General features: G+C 75.2%; 13 protein-coding genes. 9 read left to right on the top strand and 4 right to left on the bottom strand.

Annotated elements, in window-relative coordinates:
- Positions 1-22 precede the first annotated feature (22 nt).
- From ACIQFU_RS17975 to eda, 4 genes are all read left to right on the top strand, one after another.
- On the top strand, positions 23-784 hold the full coding sequence (locus ACIQFU_RS17975; RefSeq protein WP_402552555.1) for a MerR family transcriptional regulator: 762 nt from the start codon (positions 23-25) through the stop codon (positions 782-784).
- Positions 781-1,395 carry a hypothetical protein gene (locus ACIQFU_RS17970; protein ID WP_402552553.1) on the top strand — a complete coding sequence of 205 codons (615 nt, stop codon included), beginning with the start codon at positions 781-783 and terminating at the stop codon, positions 1,393-1,395. The genes ACIQFU_RS17975 and ACIQFU_RS17970 overlap by 4 nt, the downstream gene beginning before the upstream one ends.
- Before the next feature lie 33 nt (positions 1,396-1,428).
- Entirely contained in the window at positions 1,429-2,211 is a 783-nt protein-coding gene (yaaA, locus tag ACIQFU_RS17965) for a peroxide stress protein YaaA (RefSeq protein WP_402552551.1), read from the top strand.
- 73 nt (positions 2,212-2,284) lie between these two features.
- Entirely contained in the window at positions 2,285-2,944 is a 660-nt protein-coding gene (eda, locus tag ACIQFU_RS17960) for a bifunctional 4-hydroxy-2-oxoglutarate aldolase/2-dehydro-3-deoxy-phosphogluconate aldolase (RefSeq protein ID WP_402552549.1), read from the top strand.
- Here the strand turns inward: eda and ACIQFU_RS17955 are convergent.
- The 3 genes from ACIQFU_RS17955 to ACIQFU_RS17945 are packed head-to-tail and all read right to left on the bottom strand — an operon-like array spanning position 2,919 to position 6,153.
- The gene (locus tag ACIQFU_RS17955) at positions 2,919-4,544 is read right to left on the bottom strand and encodes a histidine phosphatase family protein (protein WP_402552548.1); all 1,626 of its coding nucleotides are present in this window, start codon (positions 4,542-4,544) and stop codon (positions 2,919-2,921) included. The two genes, eda and ACIQFU_RS17955, sit on opposite strands and share 26 nt — an antisense overlap.
- An 11-nt stretch (positions 4,545-4,555) precedes the next feature.
- Complete coding sequence (locus ACIQFU_RS17950) at positions 4,556-5,299, bottom strand: zinc ribbon domain-containing protein (RefSeq protein ID WP_402552800.1); 744 nt, start codon at positions 5,297-5,299, stop codon at positions 4,556-4,558.
- On the bottom strand, positions 5,296-6,153 hold the full coding sequence (locus ACIQFU_RS17945; protein WP_402552547.1) for a Nif3-like dinuclear metal center hexameric protein: 858 nt from the start codon (positions 6,151-6,153) through the stop codon (positions 5,296-5,298). Before ACIQFU_RS17945 ends, ACIQFU_RS17950 begins: the two co-directional genes overlap by 4 nt.
- 255 nt (positions 6,154-6,408) lie before the next feature.
- Here ACIQFU_RS17945 and ACIQFU_RS17940 point away from each other — a divergent pair, with 255 nt between their 5' ends.
- Positions 6,409-7,632, top strand: a complete 1,224-nt coding sequence (locus ACIQFU_RS17940; RefSeq protein WP_402552546.1) for a hypothetical protein — start codon at positions 6,409-6,411, stop codon at positions 7,630-7,632.
- A 97-nt stretch (positions 7,633-7,729) separates the two neighbouring features.
- The gene (locus ACIQFU_RS17935) at positions 7,730-7,897 is read left to right on the top strand and encodes a hypothetical protein (protein WP_402552544.1); all 168 of its coding nucleotides are present in this window, start codon (positions 7,730-7,732) and stop codon (positions 7,895-7,897) included.
- 91 nt (positions 7,898-7,988) lie between these two features.
- Here the strand turns inward: ACIQFU_RS17935 and ACIQFU_RS17930 are convergent, their stop codons facing one another.
- A complete protein-coding gene (locus ACIQFU_RS17930) occupies positions 7,989-8,855 on the bottom strand; it encodes a MaoC/PaaZ C-terminal domain-containing protein (RefSeq protein ID WP_402552542.1) in 867 nt (288 codons plus the stop codon).
- Between the two features lie 131 nt (positions 8,856-8,986).
- Here ACIQFU_RS17930 and ACIQFU_RS17925 point away from each other — a divergent pair, with 131 nt between their 5' ends.
- Genes ACIQFU_RS17925 through ACIQFU_RS17915 form a run of 3 tightly spaced genes read left to right on the top strand, consistent with a single transcriptional unit; the run spans position 8,987 to position 11,899 of the window.
- On the top strand, positions 8,987-9,922 hold the full coding sequence (locus ACIQFU_RS17925) for an ABC transporter ATP-binding protein (RefSeq protein WP_402552540.1): 936 nt from the start codon (positions 8,987-8,989) through the stop codon (positions 9,920-9,922).
- Entirely contained in the window at positions 9,919-10,647 is a 729-nt protein-coding gene (locus tag ACIQFU_RS17920; RefSeq protein WP_402552538.1) for an ABC transporter permease, read from the top strand. Before ACIQFU_RS17925 ends, ACIQFU_RS17920 begins: the two co-directional genes overlap by 4 nt.
- A 37-nt stretch (positions 10,648-10,684) precedes the next feature.
- Positions 10,685-11,899, top strand: a complete 1,215-nt coding sequence (locus ACIQFU_RS17915; RefSeq protein ID WP_402552537.1) for a sensor histidine kinase — start codon at positions 10,685-10,687, stop codon at positions 11,897-11,899.
- Positions 11,900-11,950: the final 51 nt, after the last annotated feature.

Raw genomic sequence — 11,950 nt, 5'->3', positions numbered from 1 at the left:
CGTCAACGTTTCTACTGGGGCCATGCGGATCGGAGAACTCGCCGGCGCCGTCGGCGTCACCACGCGGACCGTGCGGCACTACCACCACCAGGGCCTGCTGCCCGAGCCGGAGCGGCTGGCCAACGGGTACCGGACGTACACGTTGCGGCATGTCGTCGTGCTGGCCCGGATCCGGCGGCTGACCGAGTTGGGGCTCGGGCTGGCGGAGGTGCGGGACGTGCTCGCGGACGACGCCGGGAAGGACCTGGCCGAGGTGCTGGAGGAGCTGGACGCGGATCTCGCGCGGCAGGAGGCGGCGATCCGGGCCCGCCGGGCGCGGTTGCGGGCGCTGCTGGAGGCGGAGGGCGGGGTGCCGGCCGAGGGGCCGGTGTCGCCGGAGCTGGCCGCGCTGTTCGCCGGGATCGGGGACGTGTCCGGCTCGCCGATGGCCCTGCGGGACCGGGAGATGCTGGCGCTGCTGGAAAGCACCGTCGCCCCGGAGGAGCGGGAAGGGCTGCTGGCCGCGATGCGCGGTGCCCTGGATTCGCCGGAGGCGGCGGCACGGGCCCGCCGCGCCTATGCGCTGCTCGACGAACTGGCCGACGCCGGCGCCGACGACCCCGGCGTGGCGGAGGCGGCCCGCGTACTCGCCGACTGCATGCCCGCCGAGCTGCTGCCCGAGGAGGGCTTCGACCTCGACCCCGGCCACGGTCTGCTGCGCGCCCTGTACGCCGACTTCGCGCCGGCCCAGGCGGAGGCGGTCCGGCGGGCCATGGAGATCGCCTCCCGGGGGCGGCGGTCATGAGGGGTACCGGTCCCGCCGCGTTCGCGTACCTGCTCGTCCGGCACGAGCTACGGCTGTGGGCGAGCCTGTGGCTGTGGGCCGCCCGGCGGACGCACGACGCGGCGGCCGGCAGGGCCGTCTTCGGGTACGCGCGGGGGCAGGGCGCGATGATGGCCGGGCTCACGTTCGTGTGTGTCGTCGAGTCCGTGATGCTGTCCGTGCTGCTGCGGGACTGGCCCACCGCGCACCACGTGATGCTGGTACTGGACGTGTACACCGTCGTGATGGTGGTCGGGCTGCACGCCGCGTCCGTGGTCCGGCCGCATGTTCTGGACCCGGGTGCGGGCGTGCTGCGCATCCGCCGGGCTCTCCACGTCGATCTGCGGATACCGCTGGAGCGGATCGCCTCCGTCCGGCGCGAGCTGCGCACGACGCACGAGTCCGCGGACGGGCAGCTCGATCTCGCGGTGCAGTCCCAGACCTCCGTCATCGTCGAACTCGCCGAACCCGTCGCCCACGTCTCCTTCTTCGGGCGGCGGCGCGAGATCCGCGTGGTGCGCTGTCACGCCGACGATCCGGGGGCGTTCGTACGGGCCGTCGAGCAGGCACGGGAGGGGCACGCCGTACCCTGACCGGGGGCCCCAGCTCGATGTGAAGGAGTACGTGTGCTTGTCCTGCTGCCGCCGTCCGAGGGGAAGGCCGCGTCCGGCCGGGGTGCCCCGCTGAAGACCGGGTCGCTGTCCCTGCCGGGGCTCACCGCGGCCCGGGAGGCCGTCCTCGGCGAGTTGGTCGAGCTGTGCGCCGGCGACGAGGAGAAGGCGCGCGAGGTGCTCGGGCTGAGCGAGGGCTTGCGCGGCGAGGTCGCCAAGAACGTGGAGCTGCCGACCGCGGGCGCCCGTCCGGCCGGGGAGATCTACACCGGTGTGCTGTACGACGCCCTGGACCTGGCCTCCCTCGACGCGGCCGCCAAGCGGCGGGCGGCCAGGTCGCTGCTGGTGTTCTCCGGGCTGTGGGGTGCCGTGCGGGTGACCGACCGGATCCCCTCCTACCGGTGCTCGATGGGGGTGAAGCTGCCCGGCCTCGGGGCGCTGGGCGCGTACTGGCGGGCGCCGATGGCCGAGGTGCTGCCGGAGGCGGCCGGGGACGGGCTGGTCCTCGACCTGCGGTCGGCGGCGTACGCGGCGGCCTGGAGGCCGAAGGGCGAGGTCGCCTCGCGGACGGCGACCGTGCGGGTGCTGCACGCGCCGACCCGGAAGGTGGTCAGCCACTTCAACAAGGCGACCAAGGGGCGGATCGTACGGAGTCTGCTGGCGTCTGGGACCGCGCCCGAGGGGCCGGCGGAGCTGGTGGACGCCCTGCGGGACCTGGGGTACGCGGTGGAGGCCCAGGCGCCCGCGAAGGCCGGGAAGCCGTGGTCGCTGGACGTGCTCGTGGACGAGGTGCACTGAGCAGGCGACCGCTGCCGTTGCATGCTCCGCAACGGCGATTGCAGAGAGTGCTGTTCGGCGGCACGATGAGGGCATGAGTTCTCCGCTGCCCTCCTCCCCCGCCGCCTCGGTGCTGGATCTCGCGCCCGTCGTGCCCGTCGTGGTCGTCGACGACCTCGCCGACGCCGTGCCGCTCGCCAGGGCGCTCGTCGCCGGCGGGCTGCCCGCGATCGAGGTGACGCTGCGGACGCCGGTCGCCCTCGACGCGATCCGGGCGATCGCCGGTGAGGTGCCGGACGCGGTGGTCGGCGCCGGCACCGTCGTCACGGCCGGGCAGGTCGCGGAGGTCGTGGCGGCCGGGGCGCGGTTCCTGGTCAGCCCGGGGTGGACGGACGCGCTGCTGGAGGCGATGCGGGGGTCCGGGGTGCCGTTCCTGCCGGGGGTGTCGACCACCTCGGAGGTGGTGGCGCTGCTGGAGCGCGGGGTGCGGGAGATGAAGTTCTTCCCGGCCGAGGCCGCGGGCGGCACCGCCTATCTCAAGGCGCTCGCCGCGCCGTTGCCGCAGGCGCGCTTCTGTCCGACCGGCGGCATCACCCCGGCCTCCGCGCCGGAGTACCTCGGCCTCCCCAACGTCGGTTGCGTGGGGGGTAGTTGGATGCTGCCCAAGGACGCGGTGGCCGGCCGGGACTGGGGACGCGTCGAGGCGCTGGCCCGGGAGGCGGCCGCGCTCAGCGCAGGTGGGACGTCTCGTTGAACAGGCGGACGCTGGCGCCGCCGTCCGCGTAGTACGCTACCGCCGACAGCGAGGCCGCCGACAGCTCCATGCGGAACAGCGACTCGGGCGGGGCGCCCAGCGCGAGTCGCAGGAACGTCTTGATCGGCGTCACGTGGGAGACCAGCAGCACCGTGCGGCCCGGGTACGCCGCGACGAGCTTGTCGCGGGTGGCGGCGACCCGGACGCCGGTGGCCGCGAAACTCTCGCCGCCGCCGGTCGGTTCCGCGTCCGGGGAGGCCAGCCAGGCGTCCAGGTCGCCGGGGTAGCGGTCGCGCACCTCGCCGAAGGTGAGCCCCTCCCACGCGCCGAAGTCGGTCTCCCGCAGGCCCTCCTCGACCGCCACCTCAAGACCCAGGCGGGCGGCGACGATGCCGGCGGTCTCACGGGTGCGGGCCAGGGGCGAGGCGACGACCGCCTCGATCGTGCCGCGCCGGGCGAGGCTCGCGGCGACCTTCTCGGCCTGCTCCCGGCCGACGGACGACAGGGACGGATCGCTGCCGCCGCTCCCGGAGAACCGCTTCTGCGGGGTGAGGGGCGTCTCCCCGTGCCGCAGGAGGACGAAGGTGGCGGGGGCACCCATGTCGGGGGGTCCCCAACCCGGCGAGGCCACGGTCTTCGCCGCGCGCACGTCGGCCTCGGCCGGGGTCTCGGCGGCACGGGGCACGGCGGTCTCGGCGCCGGTGCGGGCCGCCCGCGCGACCCGCTCGGCCTCGGCCGCGCCGCCCCCTCCGACGGCGGCCTGGCCACCGCCGTCCCCACCGCCGCAGTCGCCGGTACCGGCGACTGCGGCGGTCGACCCGTCGCCGCTGCGGCGGGGTCCGCCCGTGCTACCCGGTGAAGCGGCCCCCGCCACCGTGCCGGGCGCCGCGCTCCCGGCGCCGGCCCGGGCGGTCTGCGTGGGGCGCCCGCCCGGGGCCGGGGCGTCGGCGCTGCCGGTGTCTGCGGTCGCCGCCTCCGCGCGTTCCGTGGCCCCGGTCCCGGTCCTGCCCCCGGCGGGTGCGGCAGCCGGCTCGCGGCCTGCGGGTGCGGCGGCTCCGCCGACTGTCGCCGCCGGCCGGTCCCCCGTACGGCTGCCCCGGGCCGTACGGCCGGCGGCGCCGCCCGCGTCCGGTTCCGCCGTCGGTCCGGACGGCGACCACTGTTCGCCGCGCGCGCCCGCGTCCATCGCCTCGTTGGCCAGGCGGTCGGCGTGCTTGTTGCTCGCGCGGGGGATCCACTCGTACGTCACACGGCCGGGTGGGAAGACCCGTGCCGCCTCGGCCGCCAGCGGCTTCATGTCGGGGTGCTTGATCTTCCAGCGGCCCGACATCTGCTCGACGACGAGCTTGGAGTCCATGCGGACGTGGACGGTGGCGTCCGCGTCCAGCTCCCTCGCCGCGCGCAGTCCGGCCAGCAGGCCCCGGTACTCGGCGACGTTGTTGGTGACGACCCCGAGGTACTCGGCGGCCTCCACCAGGCACTCCCCCGTCACTGCGTCCAGCACCACCGCGCCGTAGCCCGCGGGCCCCGGGTTGCCCCGCGACCCGCCGTCGGCCTCGACGACGAACTCCCGCGCCGGACGCGCCGCCTGGTCGGCCACCGGTCCGGTCCCTACAGCCCGGAGTCGGCCGTACGCACCAGGATGCGGCGGCAGTTCTCGCAGCGGACGACCGTGTCGGGCGCCGCCGAACGGATCTCGCTCAGCTCGGTGATGGCCAGTTCCTGGCGGCACCCCTGGCAGCTGCGCTGGTACAGCTTGGCCGCGCCGACGCCGCCCTGCTGCTCGCGCAGCTTGTCGTAGAGCTTCAGCAGGTCGTCGGGGACGGAGCCCGCGACGACCTCGCGCTCCTTGGTCACCGAGGCCGCCTCGCCGTCCAGCTCCTCGACGGCCGCGTCACGGCGCGCGGTGGCGTCGTCGATCTTGCCCTGGACCGCGCCGACCCGCTCGGTCAGCTCGGCGACCCGCTCCTGCGCGGACTCGCGACGCTCCATCACCTCAAGGACGACGTCCTCGAGGTCGCCCTGGCGCTTGGCGAGGGAGGCGATCTCGCGCTGGAGGTTCTCCAGGTCCTTCGGGGAGGTGACGGCGCCGGAGTCCAGGCGCTGCTGGTCGCGGCCGGCGCGCGTACGCACCTGGTCCACGTCCTGCTCGGCCTTGGTCTGCTCGCGGGCGCAGTCGCTCTCCTCGGTCTGCGCGGCCACGAGCAGGTCGCGCAGCTGGGTGTGGTCCTTGGTCAGCGACTCGATCTCGGCGTGCTCGGGCAGGGACCGGCGCTTGTGCGCGAGCTGCTGGAGCCGCGTGTCCAGGCCCTGGACGTCGAGGAGTCGGATCTGGTCGGCGGGCGCGGCTTTCAGTTGGGGGCTCCCATTGCGCTAGAGGTCGGGGCGGACGCCGCGTGGGCGGTCCAGGGGTCGGTGACCGTCTTCGAGACGTGGACCCTCAGGTCCCAGCCGTTGCGGTCGGAGATCTCGTCGAGCTGGGCCGCGCCCAGCTCGCACCAGGGCCACTCGGTGGCCCAGTGCGCCGCGTCGAGCAGCGCGAGGGGACTGTGGGCGCGGGCCTCCGACACGGGGTGGTGGCGCAGGTCCGCGGTGAGGAAGGCGTCGACGCCCGCCGCCCGTACGTGGTCGAAGAGGCTGTCGCCGGAACCGCCGCTGACGGCGACCGTGCGGACGGTCGCCTCGGGGTCGCCGGCGACGCGGATGCCCTGCGCGGTGGCGGGCAGCCGCTCGGCGGCGCGGGCGGCCAGCTCGCGGACGGTCAGGGGGTGCTGCAGCTCGCACACGCGGCCGAGGCCCCGGCGGCCCTCGGGGTCGCCCGGGTCCGGCACCAGGGGCCGTACGACGTTCAGGTCGAGCGCGCCGGCCAGCGCGTCGGAGACGCCCGGGTCGGCGGTGTCGGCGTTGGTGTGGGCGACGTGCAGCGCGATGTCGTTCTTGATCAGCGTGTGCACCACGCGGCCCTTGAAGGTGGACGCCGCGACCGTCGTCGTCCCGCGCAGATACAGCGGGTGGTGGGTGACGAGGAGGTCGGCGCCCAGCTCCACCGCCTCGTCGACGATCTCCTGGACGGGGTCCACCGCGAACAGGACCCGGGAGACCTCCTGGTCCGGGTCGCCCACGACGGTGCCGACCGCGTCCCAGGACTCGGCCCGCTCGGCGGGCCACAGGTTGTCCAGCGCGGCGATGACTTCTGACAGACGGGGCACGCGTGCAAGGCTACCTGGAGGTTCTGTGCCGTTGTACCCGCAGCCGCACACGCCGCCCGCCTCCCCGGCGGCGCACCGCCCGGCGCCCCGGCAACGCACCGCCCGGCGCCCCGGCCGCCCGGTCCGGCGCAGCACACACCGTGCCCTTCCCTCAGGCGAATCGTTCCTGTGACACACGTATGTGTGATGGGGACCGTGGCCGCACCCCCGCCCGTGCGTGCGAAAACTAGCTTCGTCGCCGGAGGTGACCGAACGATGACGGCCTGTGCGATCGAGCCTTCGGCGGACCCGGGGAACAGCGGGGCCCCGAGGGCGGGCTGCAGCATCACCGCGGAGGGTGCCTACGCCGCACGTCTCGCCCGGAGCGGGGAGAGCGGCGACGCCTGGTACCCGGAGCGCTGGACCCTGGACGGCCCAGAGCCGTACGCGGTGCCGCTGCCGGGGAACCAGCCCGAGGAGGTGGGCACCGAGGTGCAGCCGATGGGCGACGGGCGGGTCCTGGTCCACCGCGTGGCGGCCGGCCGGCACGTCTTCGCGCTGCTGTACCCGACCGGGCCCGGCACCGGCGAGCTGCCGCTCGGCGCGGTCGAGTGCCCCGCCGACACCCCCGGGTTGCGGCTGCTGCCGCCGGCTCCGGGGGGTGAGCGGGCGTACGCCCTGGCGGCCGGGCCGCGTTCGACGGCGCTGTGGCAGGTCGCGGGCGGCGCCTTCGGGCCCGAGCTGGTGACCGAGATCCCCGGCCGGTGCTCGGGCGGGGTCTGGCTGGACCGTACGGGACGGATGCTGGCGGTGGACCGGGAGACCGGCGGGCGCACCAAGGCGGTCGTGGTGGACCTGGAGCGGGGCGGCGAGGTGTCGCCGCTGCTGCAGATCGCCCCTGAAAGCGACGACCGGTTGCTGCTGGCCGACCCCGACAGCGGGCTGGTGCTGATCGGCTCGGACGCCCCCTCGCCGGGGCGGGAGCGGCTCGGCTGGGGCGTGCTGGGCAGCACGCTGCCGGTGCGTTTCCCGGAGTGCCTGCGCATCCCGGACTGCGTCGTGACGCCGTTCGCCGTCCAGCCGGGGCAGGTGCTGACTCCGGAACGCTGCGGGGTGGCGCTGCGCGTGGACGGCGCGTTCGGCAGCTGGGTCGGGGTGTGGCGGCCCGCCGAACGGCAGGTGCGTCATCTTCCGGCTCCCGAGGGCTGGTTGACGGGCGCCGGGCTGTGGACGCCGGACGGGGAGCTGCGGCTGCCGTGCTCCACGCCGCGTTCGCCGTGCGGGGTGGCCCGGCTGGTGGCGCCGGACGTTCCCGGCCCGGAGGACGCGGGCGGCGCGGACGGCGAGGGCGGCGCGGACGGCGACCGGAGGCCCGAGGATCCGGAGGAATCACCTCCGGAAGAGTCGGGCGAATCCGGCACGGCGGACGCTCCCGCCTCCGCCCGGCCGCGCCCCGTTCCGCTGCAACAGGCCCCGCTGGCACGGCTTGTAACGAAGTAGTGCCGGTTGGCGTGGCCGCCTGGATCCGTCCCGAGGTGTGCCGGTTAGACTCGCCCGGCTGTAGGAAAGATCATGTTGACGGGGTGAATTCCTTCCGATGAACGACGCCAGCACGACCCAGCCGATGCAGGCCGCCGGTGCCGACGTTTCCGAGACCGACGCCGGCCACGGCAAGCACCGTGGACCGGTCTCCAGCCAGGAGGGCGAGGCGACCCCGCAGGGCCGCCACCGCAAGCCTGCCGAGGGGGCCGGGACGGCCGCCTGACGGCACGGACAAGGCACAGGCACACACGAAGGCACGCGGCTCCGGCCCCGTTCGTCGCATCCGGCGGACGGGGCCGTTGTCGTCTCCCCCCTTAGGCGTACCGGACGACCGTGTCGGCGAGGACGGGCGCGTCACCGCGCTCGACGGCGCTCACGGCCACCCGCGCCTCCCCGGCCCCGGCGGGCGACCACATCCGCACCCGCAGCGTCTCCCCCGGGTACACCACCCCGGCGAACCGCGTGCGGTACGCGCGCACCCGCGTCACGTCGCCGTCCAGCAGCGTGTCGACGACCGCCTTGAGCGCGGCGCCGTAGGTGCACAGCCCGTGCAGGACGGGCCGCCCGAAGCCGGCGCGTGCGGCGAACTCCGGGTCGGCGTGCAGGGGGTTCCAGTCGCCGGAGAGCCGGTAGAGCAGGGCCTGGTCCTCGCGTACGGCCCACTCGACGACGTGGTCCGCCGGCTCGGCGGGCGGTGGCGCGGGGCGTCCGGACGGGCCCCGCTCGCCGCCCCAGCCGCCCTCCCCGCGTACGAAGACCTCGGCCTCGTCGGTCCACAGCGGTCCGTCCGCGTCGGTGACCTCGGTGCGCAGGACGAGGACGGCCGCGCTGCCCTTGTCGTACGCGGCGACGACGCGCGAGGACGCGCTCGCCCGGCCCCGCACCGGGACGGGCCGGTGCAGGCGCAGCCGCTGCCCGCCGTGCAGGACCTGGGCGAGGCCGACGTCGACGCCGGGTGCGGACAGCGCGGCGATGACGCCCGGGGCGCCGCCGCCGGCCACCGTCGCGAAGCTCGGCAGGACGTGCAGCCGGGACTCCAGGGTGTAGCGCAGCTCGCGCGGGTCGGTGGCGGGCCGGCCGGCGCCGATGCCGAGGTGGTAGAGCTGGACGTCCTTGTGGTCCCAGGCGATCTCACGGACCCGGGGCGCGGCGGTGAGCGCCCCGGCTGCGTCGATGGGCATGGCCCTCCCCGCTCGTCCCGGCAGTTCCCGGTCACCGTACGGGACACGGGGTCACCCATGACATTTGTCCTGCCGAACTCCGGACAACCGCATCTGCCGTGCGCCCCCGCCGGCTCCGTAGCGTCATCGGCATGAGACCGACAGAGGGCACCACCCCCGCCGTCTCCTTCACGGGAGCGGCCAAGGCATACGGCGACGTCCGTGCGGTCGACGGCGTGGACCTGCGCATCGAGCGCGGCGAGACCGTCGCGCTGCTCGGGCGCAACGGCGCGGGCAAGTCGACGGCGATCGCGCTGCTGCTCGGCCTGTGCCCGCCCGACGCGGGCACGGTGGAACTGTTCGGCGGCCCTCCCGAGCGTGCCGTGCGCGCCGGCCGGGTGGGGGCCATGCTCCAGGAGGCACGGGCGGTGCCCCGGGTCACCGTGGGTGAGCTGGTCGCCTTCGTGGCCGGCCGCTATCCGGCGCCGATGCCCGTCGGGCAGGCCCTGGAGCTGGCGGGGATCGCGGAGTTGGCCGGGCGGCGGGTGGACCGGCTGTCCGGCGGTCAGGTCCAGCGGGTGCGGTTCGCCCTCGCGCTGGCCGGCCGCCCCGACCTGCTGGTCCTGGACGAACCGACGGCGGCCCTCGACGTGGAGGCCCGGCACGCCTTCTGGGAGTCGATGCGGGCCTACGTCCGACGCGGCAGCACGGTCCTCTTCTCCACGCACTACCTGGAGGAGGCCGACGCGCACGCCGACCGGATCCTGGTCGTCGACCGGGGGCGCGTCGTCGCGGACGGCACCGGCGACGAGCTGCGCCGGGCGACGGGCGGCAGCCGCGTCTCCTTCGACCTGGCCGGCCGGCCGGCCGACGGCCTGACGCTGCTGCCCTCGGTGCGCTCGGTGGAGCTGCGGGGGGACCGCGCGCTGCTGCGCACCGAGGACTCCGACGCGACCGTGATCGCCCTCGCGGAACTCGGCGCGATACGCGGCCTGGAGGTGGCGCCGGCGTCCCTGGACGACGCGTTCCTGGCCCTGACGACCTCGGCGGCGGCGACGGACACGACGAAGAAGGAGAGCGTGCGATGAGGGGCGGGACGATGGACTATCTGCGGCTGGAGACGCGCCGTACGCTGCGCGATCCCGGCTTCGTCATCGGCGGCGTCGCCATGCCGGTGCTGATGTACCTGCTGTTCACCAACCTGGGGGGCGACGCGGGCGAGTGGAAGACGGGCGCGATGGTCGGCATGGCCGCCTACGGCGCGGTCGGCTCGGCCCTGAACACCGGCGGCGGCGTCGCCGAGGACCGGGCGATCGGCTGGCTGCGGCAGCTGAGGGTGACCCCGATGCCCCCGCACCAGGTGGTCGCGGGCCGCGCCCTGACCGCCTCCGTCACCGTGCTGCCCGCGATCGCGGCGGTGCTCGGCGCGGGCGGCCTGATCAACGGCGTACGGCTGGACCTCTGGCAGTGGGCGGCGCTGGCGCTGCTGCTCTGGCTCGGGTCGGTGCCCTTCACGCTGCTGGGCCTGGGCAACGGCTACCGGCTGACCGGGCAGACCACGGGCGTGGCGAACATGGTGGCCAATCTCGGCCTCGCGGTGCTCGGGGGCCTGTGGTTCCCGCTCGCGCTGTTCCCCGAGTGGCTGCGCACGGTGTCGTCGTACACGCCGACCAACCGCTTCGCGCAGCTGGGCTCCTCGGTCGCCACGGGGCAGGCGCCGCCCGCGGGTGGAATCCTCGTACTGGCGGGATGGCTGCTGGCGTTCGGTGCGTACGCCGTCCTGTCCTACCGCCGCAGCGCGGGAAACAACTGAGCGCCCGGCGCGCCCGCACGGAAGGGAGCCGACACCCATGACCGGTATCCGGGAGCAGCTGCGCGGGATGTCCTGCCGCCTGGACGCATGGCAGTTGGCACGGCAGACCGAGGCGGAGCGGGCGGACGGCCGGCCGGAGCGGGTCGGTCCGCCGCCCACCGGCTTCACGCTGCTGCCGTGGCTGCTGATGGGCCTGGGCAGCCTGGCGAACATCTTCCAGGGGCAGTCGTCCAACCCCTGGATCGGCGGCGCGGGGCTGCTCGTCTTCAACTCGCTCTACGTCTACGTGGCGTTCCGCTCCTTCGACAAGAAGCTGCGCGAGTCACTGCCGACGCGGGCGGCGCTGGCCGCCATGGCGGTGGTGACCTGCGGTCTTGCGCTGGCGTACGGCGGCAGCTGGCTGCTGTTCTTCCCGCTGCTCGGCCTGGCCGCGGGGGCGGCGCTGCGCGGCCGGTGGCTGGGCCGGTGGGGCTGGTCGCTGGCGGTGGTGGCGGGTGCCGTGGCCGGCGTCAGGGACGGCTGGAACGGCCTGAACATCGCCTACGGGACCTTCCTCTCGACGATGGTGACGGCCGCGATCCTGAGCCTGTCCGACGCCGTACGGCAACTGCGCGCCGCCCGCGAGGAACTGGCCACGCGGGCGGTGGCGGAGGAGCGGCTGCGGTTCTCGCGGGACCTGCACGACCTCCTGGGGCACACGCTGTCGGTGATCGTGGTCAAGTCGGAGGCCGCCCGCCGGCTGGCGCACCGGGACCTGGACGCGGCGCTGACCCAGATCACGGACATCGAGTCGGTCGGCCGCCAGGCGCTGACCGAGGTCCGCGAGGCGGTCACCGGCTACCGGGAGGGCAGCCTGGGCACCGAGCTGGACCGGGCCCGTTCGGCGCTGGGCGCGGCGGACGTGGAAGCGGTGGTCCGCCGCTCGGGACCGCCGCTGCCACCGCAGACCGAGGCGCTGCTGGGGTGGGTGGTGCGGGAGGCGGTCACCAACGTCGTACGGCACAGCGGGGCGAACCGCTGCGAGATCGCGGTGTCCGGCGGCGCGGACCGGGTCCGGCTGACGGTCACGGACAACGGCACCGGCGTGGCGGGCCCCACCCAGGGGCCGGGCACGGGCCTGACCGGCCTCACGGAACGCCTCGCCACCGCGGGTGGTTCGCTCACGGCGGGGGTGGAGCCGCGGGGCGGCTTCTCGGTGACGGCGCAGCTTCCGGTGCGGGAGGAGGAACGGCCGGTGGGCGCACCGGCGTAGCTCGCACGTCGCCGGACGCCCCGGACCTCCGTACGGCCGCGGCCCGGCCCT

Source organism: Streptomyces sp. NPDC093065, from assembly GCF_044754585.1.
In the GTDB taxonomy this organism is placed as follows: domain Bacteria; phylum Actinomycetota; class Actinomycetes; order Streptomycetales; family Streptomycetaceae; genus Streptomyces.
Note: the sequence above shows the minus strand (reverse complement) of the source record. Positions and strands in the feature narration are given on the sequence as shown.